General features: G+C 72.4%; 12 protein-coding genes and 2 pseudogenes. 8 read left to right on the forward strand and 6 right to left on the reverse strand.

Going from position 1 to position 18,419, the window contains the following annotated elements:
• Positions 1-215 precede the first annotated feature (215 nt).
• Positions 216-2,306, reverse strand: a complete 2,091-nt coding sequence (locus ET495_RS08545; RefSeq protein ID WP_129204243.1) for a prealbumin-like fold domain-containing protein — start codon at positions 2,304-2,306, stop codon at positions 216-218.
• A 567-nt stretch (positions 2,307-2,873) separates the two neighbouring features.
• Here ET495_RS08545 and ET495_RS08550 point away from each other — a divergent pair.
• From ET495_RS08550 to ET495_RS08565, 4 genes are read left to right on the forward strand one after another with little or no spacing between them, the layout of a single operon-like run.
• Positions 2,874-3,518: a GntR family transcriptional regulator gene (locus ET495_RS08550; protein ID WP_129204245.1), complete on the forward strand. Its 645-nt coding sequence runs from the start codon at positions 2,874-2,876 to the stop codon at positions 3,516-3,518.
• The gene (locus tag ET495_RS08555) at positions 3,515-5,032 is read left to right on the forward strand and encodes an MmgE/PrpD family protein (RefSeq protein ID WP_129204247.1); all 1,518 of its coding nucleotides are present in this window, start codon (positions 3,515-3,517) and stop codon (positions 5,030-5,032) included. The genes ET495_RS08550 and ET495_RS08555 overlap by 4 nt, the downstream gene beginning before the upstream one ends.
• Positions 5,032-5,937, forward strand: coding sequence for a methylisocitrate lyase (prpB, locus tag ET495_RS08560; protein ID WP_129204249.1), 906 nt, complete (start codon positions 5,032-5,034; stop codon positions 5,935-5,937). The genes ET495_RS08555 and prpB overlap by 1 nt, the downstream gene beginning before the upstream one ends.
• Positions 5,934-7,076: a bifunctional 2-methylcitrate synthase/citrate synthase gene (locus tag ET495_RS08565; protein ID WP_129204251.1), complete on the forward strand. Its 1,143-nt coding sequence runs from the start codon at positions 5,934-5,936 to the stop codon at positions 7,074-7,076. Before prpB ends, ET495_RS08565 begins: the two co-directional genes overlap by 4 nt.
• On the opposite strand, the gene ET495_RS18615 is transcribed toward ET495_RS08565, so the two are convergent.
• Complete coding sequence (locus tag ET495_RS18615) at positions 7,052-7,456, reverse strand: MBL fold metallo-hydrolase (protein ID WP_245993553.1); 405 nt, start codon at positions 7,454-7,456, stop codon at positions 7,052-7,054. The genes ET495_RS08565 and ET495_RS18615 overlap by 25 nt on opposite strands.
• A gap of 83 nt (positions 7,457-7,539) precedes the next feature.
• Positions 7,540-7,764: pseudogene (locus ET495_RS18620) on the reverse strand (MBL fold metallo-hydrolase); the annotation flags it as partial.
• A 132-nt stretch (positions 7,765-7,896) separates the two neighbouring features.
• Here ET495_RS18620 and ET495_RS08575 point away from each other — a divergent pair.
• On the forward strand, positions 7,897-8,532 hold the full coding sequence (locus ET495_RS08575; protein WP_129204253.1) for a CYTH domain-containing protein: 636 nt from the start codon (positions 7,897-7,899) through the stop codon (positions 8,530-8,532).
• Positions 8,533-8,552: 20 nt separating this feature from the next.
• Here ET495_RS08575 and ET495_RS08580 read toward each other — a convergent pair whose 3' ends face one another.
• From ET495_RS08580 to ET495_RS08590, 3 genes and pseudogenes are all read right to left on the reverse strand, one after another.
• Positions 8,553-9,455: a M15 family metallopeptidase gene (locus ET495_RS08580; RefSeq protein ID WP_129204255.1), complete on the reverse strand. Its 903-nt coding sequence runs from the start codon at positions 9,453-9,455 to the stop codon at positions 8,553-8,555.
• A 653-nt stretch (positions 9,456-10,108) separates the two neighbouring features.
• Positions 10,109-11,158 (reverse strand): hemolysin family protein, encoded by a 1,050-nt coding sequence (locus tag ET495_RS08585; protein ID WP_129204257.1) that lies wholly within the window; start codon positions 11,156-11,158, stop codon positions 10,109-10,111.
• Positions 11,155-12,467, reverse strand: a pseudogene (locus tag ET495_RS08590) (hemolysin family protein). The gene ET495_RS08585 and the pseudogene ET495_RS08590 overlap by 4 nt, the downstream one beginning before the upstream one ends.
• Positions 12,468-12,604: 137 nt before the next feature.
• Between ET495_RS08590 and ET495_RS08595 the strand changes: the two are divergent.
• The 3 genes from ET495_RS08595 to ET495_RS08605 all read left to right on the forward strand — a co-directional run bounded on the left by ET495_RS08595 (position 12,605) and on the right by ET495_RS08605 (position 18,394).
• Positions 12,605-13,318 (forward strand): response regulator transcription factor, encoded by a 714-nt coding sequence (locus tag ET495_RS08595; RefSeq protein WP_129204259.1) that lies wholly within the window; start codon positions 12,605-12,607, stop codon positions 13,316-13,318.
• 18 nt (positions 13,319-13,336) lie between these two features.
• Positions 13,337-14,395: a sensor histidine kinase gene (locus tag ET495_RS08600; protein ID WP_129204261.1), complete on the forward strand. Its 1,059-nt coding sequence runs from the start codon at positions 13,337-13,339 to the stop codon at positions 14,393-14,395.
• Between the two features lie 303 nt (positions 14,396-14,698).
• On the forward strand, positions 14,699-18,394 hold the full coding sequence (locus ET495_RS08605) for a multifunctional oxoglutarate decarboxylase/oxoglutarate dehydrogenase thiamine pyrophosphate-binding subunit/dihydrolipoyllysine-residue succinyltransferase subunit (protein WP_129205946.1): 3,696 nt from the start codon (positions 14,699-14,701) through the stop codon (positions 18,392-18,394).
• The last annotated feature ends 25 nt before the right edge of the window (positions 18,395-18,419 follow it).

Genomic DNA, 18,419 nt, shown 5'->3' on the forward strand with positions numbered 1-18,419 from the left:
CATCCTCCTGGGAATCTCGACCGGCGGACCCAGGGAGTCGCACACGGCGACGGCCCGCACCTGGATGCCCAGGTACGGGCCGTTCTCGCGCCTGAGCGCGCTCACGCGGGTTGCCTCAGCCGCGCAGCACCGCGCCGATGACGTGGTTCCGCACGGACGCCGACCCGGCGGCGCCGCTGCGGGCGCCGCCGGGTCGTACCAGTGGAAGCGTCACGTCAGCCGCGGCGGCGTCGAGCGATCAGCATCGAGGCGGCGGCCAGGAGCAGCCCGGCCGCCCCCACCGTGGCGGGGACGAGCCACGACGGCGTCGGCTCGGCGACGCGGCCGCCGGCGGCCACGGACGCACCGTCCGGCTCGGGGGCAACGGTCTGCTCCGTCATGCAGCCCTGCTCGGTGCCGTCGACGCACGTGGACGGCACCGAGACGTCGGGTGCCGACGGGTCCACCGCCGTGCCCGTCAGGTGGTTGACCACCCGGCTGTGCCCCGGAAGCCCGTCCTTGACCGTGACCTGGTACGTGACCGTCACCGACGACCCCGGCGGCACACGGCCCGTCCAGGTCAGCGTCGTCCCCTCGAGGACGGGCGCATCGGCGGCCTGCGCGTCGACCGTGGCCGCCAAGGACCCCTCGACCAGCGTCGCGTCGTCGAGCACGTCCGCCAGGTCGTCGACCAGTGTCACCGGATCCAGCTCCGTGTTCCCGCCGTTCCGCGCCGTCACCGAGTAGGAGATCGTGTCGCCTCCCGCAACGACGGCTCCCGACGCGGGTGAGGACGCCTTGCCGACCTCCAGCACCGGCTGACGCTGGGCGTTCGTGATCGGGCCCAGGTCGAGGCCCGGGTTCTCGGCACCGACGACGAACCGGTGGGGCGTGGGGTCCAGGAGGTACCCGTCCGGGGCCCGCGTCTCGGTGAGGGTGTACGCACCTTCGGCGAGGTCCGAGACCTTGAGCACCCCGTCGTCGCCGTCCGTGTCGTTGTCGCCGTTGTCGACGACGGCCAGCGTGCCTTGGGGGCCCTCCAGCGACCACTGCGACCCGGCCAGCGGCGCGGACCCGTTCTCGCCCACCTTCGACCACGTGACCTCGCCGGCAACGACGGCCAGGTCCACCGAGACCTTGGCCATCGGGTAGAGCGAGAGGTTGTCGATCGCGAGGTCGTTGCCGAGCCCGCCTTCGGCGTAGTTGCGCACGCCGACCGTGATCGCCCCCGACGCGTCCGCGGTCACGACCGACGTCACGCGGGTCCACTCCGTCAGGTCGTTCAGGCACGACTTCTGCTTCGGTATCGGTTGTGAGGCTCCCACGACGGTGCCGGTGTCCTCCGGCGAGGTCTTGAGGTAGAAGCCCGTCCGGACGGGAAGGACCGTCCCGCCCGAGTCCGAGACGTTCGCGATGTACCCGGAGAACGTGTACAGCGAGCCTGGCTCCAGCCCGGTCACGGTGGTCCGCACGACCTCGTTGGGCAGGTCGGTCTTGGTCGAGCCGTTGACCACGAGGATCTTTCCGGCACGTCTCGACTCGTCGTCCGAGACCTGGAGCGTGTTCCGCGAGTCCAGCTTGCTGAGGGAGCCCGGCTCGTCCCAGTCCTCGCACACCGCATCCGTCGTCGGCTCCACCATCGGGTTGTCGATGCTGCGCAGGTCTGCCCAGTAGTTGTTGAAGTGCCGTCCGGCCTCGTTCCCCTCGCCGTTCATGTCGGACGTCGGCCAGATCGAGTAAGAGCCGTCGCACGGGCCGTACTGCAGCGTCGAGCACCCCATCCCGGGGTCGCTCATGAGCTCCGTCGGGTCGTGGTACTTGTACTCCGTGGCGGCCTGCGGCAGCTGAGGCTTGGCGTCGTCGAGGTAGTCGAACGTACCGTTGTCGAAGTCGGTGACCAGGTTGCCCTCCAACGACACTCGTCCGACCGCCACGTTCGAGACCGACCCCGAGAACCCGCTCGGAGCGACCACACGGATCGACGCGGCCAGCGCCGACTCCTTGTCCACCTCGTAGATCACCGGGTCCGGCGACGTCGGCGTCAGCTCGGTCTGGCCGTCGCGGACCGACCAGTCCGCGGGGATCCCGTACAGCAGGTAGGAGTCGAACTCCGCCTGCGAGTCGTTGGTGTCGGTGATCTTCAGGGTGAACCCGTCGGCGTCGCCGATGCCGATCACCGAGGGCTCGACGGCCAGCGACAGCCCGTCCTCGACCGAGCCTGGAGGCACCGCCTGCGCGACGATGCCGGCGCCCGCGCCGGCCATCCCGAGCGCCAACGCCGCCGTCAGCGCCCGGCGCGTCCGGCTGCGCACCCGCTGGCGTTGCACCTTTGATCCTGTCTGCACAACTGACTCCTCACCTGTGACCGGTTGAGAGCGGGCAGCCAGACGGTCGCCAGCCCGTGACACGCCTCGGGCGTTCCGCGGAGCCGTGCGGCTGTCGCGGGTCCTGCCGGCGTCGGGCGACATCGACGCCGACCGCCTCGCCTGCCGGGCTTCGGCGGCGTGGCCCATGCCCGCGGTCACCGCACCGAGCCACATCGGTGCGGTGACCGCGATCGAGCCTTTCCGTACACCACTCCACCCGGCAGACGAACTCCCTCGGCGGTTCTGAGCCAACCAGCCGGACCTCGGCCCGGGGGCACCTCTGCGCGCGCACCCACGTGACTTCGGTACGTGGGCCGCGCAGTCTCATGGGTCCACCCACTCCCGCTACGTGTCGTGCCGCACCGCTCTCGGTCCTTGGCGCCGGGCCGACGACGTGGGACGTACGGGTTTCTCGAAGGTGCCCGGTCGGCACGAACGCATCGGCGGCTGCCGCGCAGGAACGGTCTTTGTATACAGAACCCGGGTGGGGGTAGACCTGACGGCGAGCCGAGGCTAGGTTCTGCATACATGAGCGTCATCGAAGCCACTCCCCGCGCCAGCGAACGCGCGTACCGCGCACTGCGCGACGCGATCGTCGGCTGGGAGCTGCGCCCGGGCGACTCGCTCGGCGAGATCGAGCTGGCCGAGCGCCTCGGCGTGTCTCGCACCCCGGTGCGCGAGGCCCTCGCGCGCCTGACCGCCGACGGGCTCGCCGTCGCCGTCGGCGGGCGAGGGCTCGCCGTCGCTCCCATGGACCTCGGGCGCGTCCACGCGCTCTACGAGGTGCGTCAGGCGCTCGAGACGCAGGCGGCGCGGCTGGCCGCACGGCGCGGGGACCCCGCCGTGTTCCAGCAGCTCGCCGACGAGCTCGCGGCCTCGCCCAGCGAACGGGTCGCCTACTACGACCTCGTCGCGCGGCTCGACGCCGCGATCGACGCCGCCGCGGCCAACGACTACCTCGTCGCGGCCCTGACCACGGTGCGCACGCACCTGGCCCGCATCCGCCGGATCGCACAGGACGACCCGGCGAGGCTCGCGGAAGCCGCCGCCGAGCACCGCACGATCGCGAGCGCCATCGCCGCCGGCGACCCAGATCTGGCCGCCCACGCGACCCACGTCCACCTGCACCACAGCCTCGAGAACGTCGTGAGAACCGGAGCGCACCCCGCATGAGAACGCACCACGTCCGCGTCCACCGCAGCGACGAGAACCTGCCCCGCGAGGAGCAGCTCGCCTACGCCATCGCCGCCGTCGCCGCCGAGCAGCTCGACCCGACGCCCGAGGTCACCGACATGGTGATCAACCGCGTCATCGACAACGCCGCCGTCGCGACGGCGAGCCTCGGGCGGGCACCCATCCTCGCCGCCCGCGCCCAGGCCGAGGCGCACTGCGTCCCCGCGGGCGGACGGGGCGCGACCGTCGTCGGCTCCACGCACCGGACCAGCCCCGAGTGGGCCGCGTGGGCGAACGGCGTCGCCGTGCGCGAGCTCGACTACCACGACACGTTCCTCGCCGCGGAGTACTCGCACCCGGGCGACAACATCCCACCCGTGCTGGCCGTCGCGCAGCACCTGGGAGCCGACGGCGCCGCGCTCGTGCGCGGCATCGTCACCGGCTACGAGATCCAGGTGGACCTGGTGCGCGCGATCAGCCTGCACCGGCACAAGATCGACCACGTCGCCCACCTCGGGCCGAGCGCTGCCGCGGGCATCGGCACGCTGCTGAGGCTCGCACCCGAGACGATCGCCCAGGCCGTGGCCCAGGCCCTGCACACGACGACGGCCACGCGTCAGTCGCGCAAGGGCGAGATCTCGACCTGGAAGGCGTACGCACCGGCGTTCGCGGGCAAGGCGGCGATCGAGGCCGTCGACCGCGCGATGCGCGGGCAGACGAGCCCCTCCCCGATCTACGAGGGCGAGGACGGCGTCATCGCCTGGCTGCTCGACGGTCCCGACGGGGCCTACGACGTCGCGCTCCCCGAGCCTGGCGAGCCGCGCCGGGCGATCCTCGACACCTACACCAAGGAGCACTCGGCCGAGTACCAGGCCCAGGCCTTCATCGACCTCGCCCGGCGGCTGGGCACCGAGCGCCCCGAGCTGCGCGACCCGGCCGCCGTCGAGCGCGTGGTGCTGCACACCAGCCACCACACGCACTACGTCATCGGCTCAGGGGCGGGCGACCCGCAGAAGTACGACCCGAGCGCCTCGCGCGAGACGCTCGACCACTCGATCCCCTACATCTTCACGGTCGCGCTGCAGGACGCGGCGTGGCACCACGTCGACTCCTACTCCCCCGCGCGTGCGGCCCGCCCCGACACGGTCGCGCTGTGGCGCAAGGTCACCACGGCCGAGGACGCCGAGTGGACCCGCCGCTACCACTCGGACGACCCCGCCCAGAAGGCGTTCGGCGGCCGCGTCGAGATCACCCTGACCAGCGGCGAGACCGTCGTCGAGGAGATCGCCGTCGCCGACGCGCACCCGCTGGGCGCGCGCCCGTTCGCCCGCGCCGACTACGTCCGCAAGTTCCGCACGCTCGCGCAGGGCGTCCTCGCCGACGCGGAGACCGAGCGCTTCCTCGACGTCGCACAGCGCCTGCCCGAGCTGAGCGCCGACGAGCTGGGCGGCCTGACCGTGACGCCGCTGGCCGACCCGGCCGCGAGCGTGACCGCCACCCGGGGGATCTTCTGATGCTGTACTCCACCCTCACGCCGTCGGCCAAGCGGCAGGCCCTGCGCGCGCGCCTGCGCTCAGGTGAGCTGGTCGAGATGCCGGGGGCGTTCAACCCGCTGGCGGCCCGCCTGATCCAGGACAAGGGGTTCGGCGGGGTCTACGTGTCGGGCGCGGTGGTCGCCGCGGACCTGGGCCTGCCCGACGTCGGCCTCACGACGCTCACCGAGGTGGCGACCCGTACGGGCCAGATCGCACGCATGACCGACCTGCCCACGCTGGTCGACGCCGACACCGGGTTCGGCGAGGCGATGAACATGGCACGCACGGTGCAGACGCTCGAGGACGCCGGGGTCGCGGGCCTGCACGTCGAGGACCAGGTCAACCCCAAGCGCTGCGGCCACCTTGACGGCAAGCAGGTCGTCGAGGACGCGACGGCGCTGCAACGGGTCCGTGCCGCGGTCCAGGCCCGGCGCGACCCCGACCTGCTGATTATGGCCCGCACGGACGCGCGCGCCGTCCTCGGGTTCGGCGCCGCGCTCGACAGGGCGCGGGCCCTCGTCGACGCCGGCGCCGACGCCGTCTTCCCGGAGGCGCTCACGACGCCGGCCGAGTTCGAGGCGTTCGCGAGCGCGCTGCCGGTCCCGGTGCTGGCCAACATGACCGAGTTCGGCAAGTCCGAGCTGTTCACCCGCGAGCAGCTCGCCGACGCCGGCGTCGCGATCGTGATCTACCCCGTCTCGCTGCTGCGCGTCGCCATGGGCGCGGCCGAGCGGGCGCTCGACGCGCTGCGCGCCGAGGGGTCCCTGCGCTCGCAGGTCCCCGGCATGCAGACGCGCGCACGGCTGTACGAGCTGCTCGACTACGCCGGCTACGCGGCGTTCGACGGCAGTGTCTACGACTTCACGCTCAAGGAGGAGCCATGACCGAGGAGATCCGCCGCGGCCTTGCCGGCGTCGTCGCCGACTCGACCGCGATCAGCCGCGTCAACCCTGAGACCAACTCGCTGCTCTACCGCGGCTACCCCGTCCAGGAGCTGGCCGACACCCAGCTGTTCGAGGCCGTCGCGCTGCTGCTGTGGAACGGTGAGCTGCCGACCGACGACGACCTGGAGTGGCTGCGGGCCAACGGGCGCCCGCACCGCATGCTGCGCGACGACGTGCGCGCCGCCATCGACGCGCTGCCGCTGGGGTCGCACCCCATGGACGAGGTGCGTACCGCCGTCAGCGTGATCGGTGCCCGCGAAGGCGAGGGCGAGTCGCTCCTGGAGTCCGGGGCGTCACGCGAGGAGAACGTGGCACGCAGCCTGCGGTTGTTCGCCGCGTTGCCGGCGATCGTCGCCTACGGGCAGCGGCGCCGGCACGGCCTGGACCCGATCCCGTCGCGTGAGGACCTCACGTACGCCCAGAACTTCCTGTGGATGACCCACGGCGACCTGCCCGACCCCGTCGTCGTCGACGCGTTCAACCGGTCGATGATCCTGTACGCCGAGCACTCGTTCAACGCCTCGACGTTCACCGCGCGCGTCATCACGAGCACGCTCAGCGACCTGCACTCCGCGGTCGTCGGCGCGATCGGGGCGCTCAAGGGGCCGCTGCACGGCGGTGCCAACGAGATGGTCATGCACACGTTCGACGAGATCGGCACCGCCGGCAACGTCCGTCCGTGGCTCGACACGGCGCTCGCCGAGCGCCGCAAGATCATGGGGTTCGGCCACCGCGTCTACAAGCACGGCGACTCCCGCGTGCCGACCATGCGGGCCGCCCTCGGCGCGCTCGTCGAGCACTACGACCGGCCGGACGTGCTGGCCCTCTACGAGGCGCTGGAGCGCGAGTTCGTCGAGCGCAAGGGCATCTACCCCAACCTCGACTTCCCGTCAGGCCCCGCGTACCACCTCATGGGCTTCGACACCCCGACCTTCACCCCGCTGTTCGTCGCGGCACGCGTCACCGGCTGGACGGCGCACATCCTGGAGCAGCAGGCCGACAACTCCCTGATCAGGCCGCTCGCCGCGTACAACGGCGTCCCCGAGCGGCACGTTCAGGCGGCCGAGCCCGTGAGCTGAGCCACGAGCTCGCGCGTCCCACCCCGCCATGGCGTGCCGTGACCGGGCAGCACCCACGTCGCGTCGACCTCCGCGAGGCGGGCGTACGACGCGAGGGCCGCGGCCGGGTCGTCCGTGAAGGGCGCCGGCTGCGGCCCGCTGACCCCGGTGAGCACGTGCAAGGTCGTCAGGGCGTCGCCGACGCAGACCGCGTCGAGACCCGGCAGGTGGACGCCGACGCTCCCCGGTGAGTGGCCGGGCAGCCCGACGATCCGCGGGGAGCCCGGCAGGTCGAGCACGTCGCCGTCGTGCACCGGCGTGACCTCGGTGACGTGGACGGGCCGCAGGCCGCCGTGGCGGGCCGCGTACCAGAGGAATCGCGCGACGGGACCGAGGCGCATGCTCCCCACGCCGGATGCGTGCGCTCCTGCCCGCGGGCGCGCGCGGCGTCGGCCTCGTGGACGTACACCGGCACGCCGTGGTCGCGGCGCAGACGCTCGGCGTAGCCGAGGTGGTCGGTGTCGCCGTGCGTCAGGACGACGCCGCGCAGGTCGGCGAGCGAGCGACCCATGGCCGTGAGCTCGCGCAGCAGGTCGCGGAACTGGCCCGGCAGGCCCGCGTCGACGAGGGTCAGGCCGCCCTCGCCCTCGACGAGGTAGGCGGCGACGATGTCGTTCCCGACACGATGCAGACCAGGCGCCAGCAGCATGGCAGGCTCCCTTCCCGTGGCAGGTGGCGCGGACGACCGCAACCCTACCCAGCGCCCGCGCGCCCGCGCCTGGGAGCACCGTTCGTCGCTGCGGGCCTCCGCCGCAGCGCCGTCGATCGCTACGCTGGCGCGATGACCGACGAGACCACCGGGTATGCGGACTTCGAGTTCGAGCGCCGCTTCCTCGTGCGCGAGCTGCCCGCCGCGCTCCGGGACACGCCCGCGCTCATCGTCCAGAGCTACTTCCTGTCCGACGGCGGGTACGCGCTGCGGGTGCGCTGCCAGGCCTCGGGGATCGAGGCGCGGCTGGGGGCGTCGTCGGACGCCCGCGACGTGCTCGACCGCCACCAGGGCGACGTCGACTTCGCCGCCGTCACGGTCAAGGGCCCGAGCGTGGGCGGGACGCGCTACGAGGCCGAGCGGGAGATCGAGCCGAGCGTCGGCGTCGAGCTCGTCCGGCGCGGTGGCGCGCAGATCCTCAAGACGCGGTACGCGGCGTGGCTCGGCGCCGACGGGTGGGTGATCGACGTGTTCGGCGGGGCGAACCACCCGCTGATCGTCGCCGAGTGCGAGCGCTCAGGGCCCGTGACCGACCTGCAGATCCCCGAGTTCTGCGTCACGGAGCTCACCGACGACAGGCGGTTCTCGAACGAGTCGCTCGCCGTCGACCCGTACAGCGCATGGGCCGCGCCGTTCGCGCGCGAGCTGACCGCGCAAGGACCGCGGTTCCGGCAGGACTTCGGCCCCAACGGGCGGCTGACGCTGTAGGCGGCACGCGCGCCCGGCCGTCACTTCCCGGTCGTGAGCTTCTCGACGCCCGGCCGGAACTCGAAGTGCCACGGCTCGTAGTTGCCCGTGCCACCGCGACGGGCCCACGGCGGGTTCTCCCAGCCATACGCGGCGCCGTTCTCCACGAGCCACCTGTAGGCGGCCGGACTGCCCGTGACCGCCGACGACAGGTCGATCGCCAGGCCGAGGCCGTGCATCGAGGTGCCCGGCTGGGCCGCGAGATACCCGCGCGTCTCCTTGACCGAGTACTGCCGGTTCAGCGATCGGTAGCTGTCGACGAGACCGATGTTGGTGCCGAACTCCGCGCGGAAGGCCTCGTTGAGCGCCGTCAGCGCCACCGCGGCGCTCGGCTGCAACCGCATCCCGGGGGCGAACGGCAGGTCGCAGAGCTCGGCCGCGGTCAGGTGCCCGTTGGGGCTGGTGACCGTGACGTCGGCGGAGCAGCCCGGCAACGGGTCGCGGTCCGCCGACCGCGACGCCGCGGACGCCACCCGGGCCACCGTCGGCGGCGCCGCGATGCCAGGGGCAGTGGCCGGGGTGGCCACGCGGGCGCGGACGACGTCGAGCGTCGATGGCCCCGAAGGCGCGTGATCGAGGCCGAAGGGTGATGCTCCGCGCCCGTTCGCGACCGAGCTGAGCGGCGTCAACGGTGCGGCGATCGTGGCGGCCGCGAGCGTTCCGAGCACCGCGACACGCGGCAGCCAGGCGCCGCGCCTGCGGCCATCGGTCTCGGGCTGAGCCTGGCGCTCGGGGCGTCCCGCGCGCGCGGCCCTGCTGGCCGGGGCCGCCGGGCCCGCGCTGGTGCCGCGGGCGGCACGCTCGGCCTGCAGGCGTAGCTCGCGGCGGGAGGGCAGCGGCTGAGACGTGCGCGCGAGCGGTGCGTCACCTGGTGCGGTCGGCACGGTGGCCGGACGGCTCTGCGCCGTGCCCTCGTGGCCCTGGCTGGTCGCGGGCGTGACCCGCGTCGCGGGGGCACCGCCTTGCGTCGCACCGCCGGCTGCTCGGCTGCGCTGGGCGGCGCCGGGAGCGGCGCGGCGTACGCCGTGCGTCGCGCCGGCGCGGCTGCGGGCGTCAGGGGCGGGAAAGGGCTGGCGGGCGCCTGGGCGACGGGCTTGGCCGGCGTCTGGCGCGCAGAACTGTCGAGCGTCCGGACGACGGGGTTCCCGAGCACCGGGCTGATCGGCGCCGGCCCGGCGAACGTGATGCCGCCTACGACGACGGTGTCCCCCGAGGGGCCGGCCGCGGCGAGCGTGGCCTCACGCTCACGAGCCTCGGCCTCACGGCGCTCTCGTCGTGTCATCAGCACCGGGCGGGGCGCAGACGTGGTGCTCGTCGGCTCCACGTCCACCTCCCGTTCTCGCGCCGTTCGTCCGGCGCGGCGCCCCACGGCGCACGCTCTGGTCCTGGGAAACGGGCGGGGGCGACAACCCCGGCCCGTCCGTCAGGGACGATAACGGGATCGGGAACCGCCGCCAAGCCCCCAAGAGAGACATCGACCCCGAAAGGGGCGCGAGATGCGACAAGGGGCGCCCGATGTGACCAAGGTCATGCGCGTTCAGATCCGTCGTTGGCGCTTCTGCATCGCATCGCGCACCTCGCCGACGAGCTCCTCGAGGATGTCCTCGAGGAAGACGACGCCGAGCACGCCGCCCGGCCCCTCGACCTTGGCCAGGTGCGCGCCCGTGCGCTGCATGGCCCGCAGCGCGTCCTCGACCTCGTCCTGCGGGTGGACGGTCGCCAGCGCGCGCACGCGGAAGGCCGGCACGGGCAGGTGCCGGTCGCCGTCGGACGCGTAGAGCACGTCCTTGAGGTGCAGGTAGCCGGTGAGTTCGCCGGGCCCGCCGCTCACGACCGGGAACCGGGAGAAGCCGGTGCGCGCCACGAGGTGCTCGACGTCGTCGGGTGTGACGGCGTCGGTCACGGTGACGAGCTGCGCGACGGGCACCATGACGTCGCCCGCGGTGCGCGCCGAGAACTCGATGGCCGAGCCGAGCAGGCCCTGCGCGTCGAGCAGCAGGCCCTCGGCCTGCGAGTGCTCGACGATCGACTGCACCTCCTGGGCCGTGAACGCCGAGGCGACCTCGTCCTTGGGCTCGACCCCCGTCATCCGCACGGCGTGGTTGGCCAGCCAGTTGAGCGCGCCGACGACCGGCCTTACGGCGCGGGCGAACACCACGAGCGGCGGCCCGAACCACAGCACGGCCGCCTCGGGCCCCGCGACCGCGAGGTTCTTGGGCACCATCTCGCCGAGCACGACGTGCAGGTAGACGACGACGGCGAGCGCCACGACGAACGACGCGGGATGGACCAGCCCGTCGGGGACGCCGGCGGCGTGGAACGGGCGCTCCAGCAGCGCGGCCACGGCGGGCTCGGCAACGATGCCGAGCCCGGTGGAGCACACGGTCACGCCGAGCTGCGCCGCGGCGAGCATGAGCGAGACGTGCTCCATCGCCCACAGCACCACCTGGGCGCGGCGCTCGCCCGCGGCCGCGCGCGGCTCGATGGCCGACCGGCGCGCGGAGATGATGGCGAACTCGGCGCCGACGAAGAATGCGTTGCCGGCCAGCAGCAGCACGCCGATCACGATCGCCATGGGCGTGCTCATGGGTGCTCCGCGGGGAGCTCGCGCACCCGGACCCGTTCGGCCCGCCGCCCGGTCATCGACTCGACCCGCAGCCGCACCGTGCGTCCCCGCGCGCTCACCTCGACGACGTCGCCGACGACGGGCACGCGGCCCAGCAGCGCCATGACGAGGCCCCGAGCGTCTCGTACGCCGGGTCTTCGGGGACGGGAATGCCGGTCGTCTCCTCGAGCTCGTCGGGCCGCATGACACCCGGCACGACCCACGAGCCGTCGGCGGCGCGCACCGCGCCGGCGCGGCGCGGGTCGTGCTCGTCGGCGACGTCGCCGACGAGCTCCTCGACGACGTCCTCGAGCGTGACGACGCCGGAGGTGCCACCGTACTCGTCGACGACGACGGCCATCTGGAGCCCGAACGAGCGCAGCTCGACGAGCAGCGGCCCCAGGCGCACCGTCTCGGGCACGCGCGGGGCGTCGCCCATGAGCGCCGCCACCGGCACCTCGGACCGCCGTTCGAACGGCACGCCCACGGCGCGCCGCAGGTGGACGATGCCGACGACGTCGTCGCGGTCCTCGCCGATGACCGGGAAGCGCGAGTGCCCCGTGCGGCGGGCCAGCGCGATGACCTCGTCCGCGGTGTGGTCGCGTTCGACGACGACCAGGCGCATGCGGTCGGTCATGACGTCTCGCGCCGAGAGCTCGTCGAGCTCGATCGAGTTGGTCAGCAGCGTGGCCACCGACTGCTCGAGCGTGCCCTCTTGGGCCGATCGCTTGACGAGGGAGAGCAGCTCGGGCGCCGAGCGCGCGCCCGAGAGCTCCTCGCGCGGCTCGACGCCCACGCGGCGCAGCAGCCCGTTCGCCGACCTGTTGAACAGCACGATCAGGGGCCGGCCGACGCGCGTGAAGCCCCGGACGAGCGGCACGACCCACAGCGCCGTCCGGTACGGGGCCGACAGGGCGTAGTTCTTGGGGATGAGCTCGCCCACGAGCATCGAGAACACGTTGACGACGACGAGGCCGAAGACCGCCGCCAGCACGCCGGCCACCGCGGGGCCGACGGGTGCGGACCGCAGCCCCGCGGAGAACAGGTTCAGCAGGGCGGGCTGCGTGGTGTAGCCCAGCAGGATCGTGGTGACCGTGACGCCGACCTGGGCTGAGCTGAGCTCGATCGACAGGTGCTTGAGCCCGGACCGCACCGAGCGGTGCCGCCAGCCGTGCTGCTCGCCGAGGATCGCGGGGTCGAGGGTGACGAGAGCGAACTCTCCGGCGACGAACACGGCGGTCCCGGCCGTCAGGACGACGCCGAGGGCGACCATGAGCCAGTCACCCGTCATCGGAGGCTCCACGCGGCGCGGCGGGCAAGGCGCTGGGATGTCGGGGTCGGTCCATCGTGGCCGATCGTATCCACAGGCGGCGACCGTCAGCGGCCCGGTATCAGGCTTTCGCCAACGGTGTGTGCCAACCTGATCCCATGGCACCCGAGGTCACCCAGCAGACGGCAACCATCCTGGTGGTCGAGGACGAGCCCGCGATCGCCACGGCCGTGGCGCAACGCCTGACGGCCGAGGGCTGGCGTGTCGAGGTCGCGCGCGACGGCCTCGCTGCGGTGGATGCGGCAGCCCGCCTGCGGCCCGACGTCGTCGTGCTCGACGTCATGCTGCCCGGCATCGACGGGCTCGAGGTCACGCGCCGCATCCAGGCCGACCAGCCCGTCCCGATCCTCATGCTCACGGCGCGCGACGACGAGACCGACATGCTCGTGGGCCTCGGCGTCGGCGCGGACGACTACATGACGAAGCCGTTCTCGATGCGCGAGCTCGTCGCCCGCGTCAAGGCGCTGCTGCGCCGCGTCGAACGCGCACAGCAGGCGGCGGTCGTCGCGCCGGCCGACCCGCCGCTGGTCATGGGCGACGTGGCGATCGACAGGGCGCAGCGTCGCGTCCACCGCAACGGCACGGAGATCCACCTGACGCCCACCGAGTTCGAGCTGCTGGTCATGCTGGCCTCCTCCCCCAAGACGGTGCTCACGCGCGAGCGCCTGCTGGCGGAGGTCTGGGACTGGGCCGACGCGTCCGGCACACGCACGGTCGACTCGCACATCAAGGCGCTGCGCCGCAAGCTCGGACCGGACCTGATCCGCACGGTGCACGGCGTGGGCTACGCCTTCGAACCGCCTGCCTCCTGAGAGGTTCGGGGCTGCGTCGTGGCGATCCGGCCGCTCGACCCGCTGCGGTCGATCAAGATCAAGCTCGGCGTGCTCGTGGTCGCGGCGACGTCGTTCGCCGCCGCGCTGACGTGGCTCGGCCTGCGCGTGCACCTGGGCCCGACCCGCACGGTCCCGCTCGTCATCGTGCTGTCGCTGGTCCTGACGCAGGTGCTCGCGCGCGGCATGACGTCGCCGCTGCGCGAGATGAAGGCGGCCGCCGAGGCGATGGCGGCGGGTGACTACGGCCAGCGGGTGACCGCGACCAGCAGCGACGAGGTGGGGGCGCTCGCCGCGGCGTTCAACCATATGGCGGAGGACCTCGCGTCAGCCGACCGCACCCGCCGCGACCTGATCGCCAACGTCTCGCACGAGCTGCGCACGCCCGTCGCGGCCCTTCAGGCCCAGCTCGAGAACATGGTCGACGGCGTCACCGAGCCCACGCCGGCCGCGCTCGAGCTCTCGCTCGCGCAGACCGAGCGCCTGACCCGGCTCGTGACCTACCTGCTCGACCTTTCGCGCGTCGAGGCCGGCGCCTCGGCGCTCACGATCACGCGCATCGACGTCGGTGACTTCCTGGAGGACTGCGCGCAGGCGCTCAGCATGGTCGAGGCGGCGAAGAACCTGCGCTACGTCGTCGACGTGACGCCTCCCGACCTTGTTCTGGAGGCCGACGCCGAGCGGCTGCGCCAGATCGTCGTCAACCTGTTGCAGAACGCGATCAGGCACTCGCCGCACGGCGGCGAGATCCGCCTCGACGGGTACCCCGAGGCCGACGACGTCGTGATCGAGGTGTCCGACGACGGTCCGGGGATCGCACCGCAGGATCGCGAGCGCGTCTTCGAGCGGTTCGCCCGGGGCGGCACCGCGCCCGGAGTGGGCACGGCGAGCGGGGGCACGGGCATCGGCCTGGCGATCGTGCGGTGGGCCGTCGACCTGCACGGTGGCCACGTGTCGGTCACGGACTCGCCGACCGGGGCGGGGGCGACCATGCGGCTGGTGCTGCCCGCGCGGGCGCACCCGGCGGCGGGGGTGTCCACGACACCAGCGGACACGTGAGCACCGTTCCCAGATGTGACCTTCCTCACATTTCGCGCCTCGCGGGGAACCCGGCGGGCATCCGGATGCCGATAGTTGACGGTTCACCCGAGGGCGCCGGAAGAGGCTTGCCCGACCTTTTGCCTCCCGTCGACCGGGGCGCGAACGGGCGCTGGACGGCCCGGGGAAGGCCGCCTCGCAAGGCATAGGCTGGGCGCGTCCGGGGGTGTGCCACGAATCACTCTCGGCGACAACAAGAGACCCGATGCAACACGTGAAAGTGGGCGAAACACGCGTGGTGTCCCCAAGGCTGAGTCGACGTCGATCAGCGAGAGCGCCGGTGCCGAGTTCGGAGCCAACGCCGGGCTCGTGGACGAGCTGTACGAGCAGTACCTGAAGGACCGGAACGCGGTGGACCCCGCGTGGTGGGACTTCTTCGACGGCTACGTCCCGTCGTCCGGGGCGACCCCGGCACCCGCGCGGCCTCCAGCGCCACCGACGCCGGCCCCCGCCGCCACGACGGCACCAGGGCCGGCCTCCCCCGGCCCCACGCGCACGGTCGACCCCCTGCCGGCCGAACGCCCCGTCGCGACAGCGCAGCCGACCACCGCGCCCTACGCAGAGGCCGCCGTCGCGACCGTCAGGCCACCGGTGGTGGCCGAGGACGCCGTCGCGAAGCTGCGCGGCCCCGCCGCGCGCGTGGTGACCAACATGGAGTCCTCGCTCGAGGTCCCCACGGCGACGTCGGTGCGCGCCGTGCCCGCCAAGCTCATGGTGGACAACCGCATCGTCATCAACAACCACCTCGAGCGCACGCGAGGCGGCAAGGTGTCGTTCACGCACCTGATCGGCTTCGCGCTCGTCGAGGCGCTGTCCGACATGCCGGTCATGAACGCGCACTACACGCTCGTCGACGGCAAGCCCGGCATCGTGCAGCCCGCGGGCATCGGGTTCGGCCTCGCGATCGACCTCGCCAAGCCGGACGGGTCACGCCAGCTCCTCGTGCCGTCGATCAAGGACGCCGGTGCGCTCGACTTCAAGGCTTTCGTCGCCGCGTACGAGGACCTCGTGCGCAAGGCGCGCAACGGGCGGCTGACCGTCGAGGACTTCCAGGGCACCACGATCTCGCTGACCAACCCCGGCGGCATCGGCACCGTCCACTCTGTGCCACGCCTCATGCAGGGGCAGGGCACGATCATCGGCGTCGGCGCCATGGACTACCCCGCGGAGTTCGCGGGCGCGTCGGTCGAGCAGCTGTCCAAGATGGGCGTCTCGAAGGTCATGACGCTCACCTCGACCTACGACCACCGCATCATCCAGGGCGCGCAGTCGGGCGAGTTCCTCAAGAACATCGCCGACAAGCTGCTCGGGCTCGACGGCTTCTACGACCGCGTCTTCACCTCGCTGCGCGTGCCGTACGAACCGATCCGCTGGGTGCGCGACAACACGCACGACGCCGACGACGAGGCCGCCAAGCCCGCGCGCATCTCCGAGCTCGTCCACGCCTACCGCTCGCGCGGCCACCTCATGGCCGACACCGACCCGCTGGCCTACCGCCTGCGCAAGCACCCCGACCTCGACGTGCAGAACCACGGCCTGACGCTGTGGGACCTCGACCGCACGTTCCCGACCGTCGGGTTCGGCACCAAGCCCAAGGCGACGCTGCGCGAGACGCTGGGCCTCCTGCGCGACTCGTACTGCCGCAGCATCGGCGTCGAGTACATGCACGTCGCCGACCGCGCCCAGCGCAAGTGGATCCAGGACCGCCTGGAGACCGGGTACGCCCGCATGCCGCGCGAGGACCAGCAGCGCATCCTGCGCCGTCTCAACTCCGCCGAGGCGTTCGAGACGTTCCTCCAGACCAAGTTCGTGGGCCAGAAGCGCTTCTCGCTCGAAGGCGGAGAGTCACTCATCCCGCTGCTCGACGCGATCCTGTCGAAGGCGGCCGAGGGCGGCCTCGACGAGGTCGGCATCGGGATGTCGCACCGCGGCCGCCTCAACGTGCTGGCGAACATCGCCGGCAAGAGCTACGGCCAGATCTTCAAGGAGTTCGAGGGCCAGCTCGACCCGCGCTCCGTGCAGGGCTCGGGCGACGTGAAGTACCACCTGGGCACCGAGGGCACGTTCACCTCGGAGTCGGGTGCCACGACGAAGGTGCACCTGGCGGCCAACCCGTCGCACCTGGAGGCCGTCGACCCGGTGCTCGAAGGCATCGTGCGCGCCAAGCAGGACCGCATCGACCTGGGCGGGGACGGCTTCTCGGTGCTGCCGATCCTCGTGCACGGCGACGCCGCGTTCGCCGGCCAGGGCGTCGTGCCCGAGGTGCTCAACCTCGCGCAGCTGCGCGGCTACCGCACCGGCGGCACGATCCACGTCATCGTCAACAACCAGGTGGGCTTCACCACCGGGCCGTCGAGCTCGCGCTCGACGACGTACGCGACCGACATCGCCAAGGGCTTCCAGGTCCCGGTGTTCCACGTCAACGGGGACGACCCCGAGGCCGTCGTGCGCGTCGCCGAGCTCGCGTTCGCCTACCGCGAGCAGTTCGACCGCGACGTCGTGATCGACATGATCTGCTACCGCCGCCGCGGCCACAACGAGGGCGACGACCCGTCGATGACGCAGCCGCTCATGTACAACCTCATCGAGAAGAAGCGCTCGGTGCGACGCCTCTACACCGAGAGTCTCGTCGCGCGCGGCGACATCACGGTCGAGGAGGCCGAGCTCGCGCTGCAGGACTACCAGCAGCAGCTCGAGCGCGTCTTCACCGAGACCAAGCAGGGCGTCGGCGCCCAGCCCACGGCCGAGCACGTCGGCGGCCTCGAGCGCCCCGAGGCGCAGCGCGAGGACGCCGGCACGATGGTCGGCTGGAAGACGGCCGTGTCGCACTCGATCGTCGAGCGCATCGGCGAGGCGCACGTCGCGCCACCCGAGGGCTTCACGGTCCATCCCAAGCTCGGCAAGCTGCTCGAGACGCGCCGCCTGATGGCCAAGGAGGGCGGCATCGACTGGGGCTTCGGCGAGATCCTCGCGTTCGGCTCGCTGCTCATGGAGGGCACGCCGGTGCGTCTGGCCGGCCAGGACTCGCGGCGCGGCACGTTCACGCAGCGCCACGCCGTGTTCCACGACCGCACCAACGGCGCCGAGTGGACCCCGCTGAACTACCTCACCAAGGACCAGGCGAAGTTCTGGGTCTACGACTCCTCGCTCTCGGAGTACGCCGCGCTCGGGTTCGAGTACGGCTACTCGGTGGAGCGTCCCGACGCCCTGGTCATGTGGGAGGCGCAGTTCGGCGACTTCGTCAACGGCGCCCAGACGGTCATCGACGAGTTCGTGTCGTCGGCCGAGCAGAAGTGGGGCCAGTCGTCGTCGCTGGTCATGCTGCTGCCGCACGGCTACGAGGGTCAGGGGCCCGACCACTCGTCAGCGCGCATCGAGCGGTTCCTCCAGCTCGCCGCCGAGGACAACATGGTCATCGCGCACCCGTCGACCCCGGCGTCCTACTTCCACCTGATGCGCCGCCAGGCCTACCAGCGCCCGCGCAAGCCGCTCATCGTGTTCACGCCCAAGCAGCTCCTGCGGCTCAAGGCGGCGGCGTCGAGCGTCGAGGACTTCACGTCGGGCACGTTCCGCCCGGTCATCGCGGACACCAGCGTGCCGGCCGCGGGTGTGTCACGGGTGATCCTCTGCTCGGGGCGCGTGTACTACGACCTGCTCGCCGAGCGCACGCAGCGCGGCGACACGACGACGGCGCTGGTCCGCCTTGAGCAGCTCTACCCGCTGCCGGAGGCAGAGATCGTCGCCGAGCTGGCCGCGTACCCGACCGACGACGTCGTGTGGGTCCAGGACGAGCCCGAGAACCAGGGCGCGTGGTCGTACCTGCACCTCGCGCTGCCGGCAGAGCTGCGCCGCACGGTCCGCGTGGTCTCGCGACCGGCGTCGGCGGCGACGGCGGCGGGCACCCATCGCCTGCACGCCGCCCAGCAGCAGACGCTGATCGCGGAGGCGTTCGCCCGCTGAGGAGCCCGCGCACGCCGTCGGGACG

The organism is Xylanimonas allomyrinae, assembly GCF_004135345.1.
GTDB lineage: Bacteria > Actinomycetota > Actinomycetes > Actinomycetales > Cellulomonadaceae > Xylanimonas > Xylanimonas allomyrinae.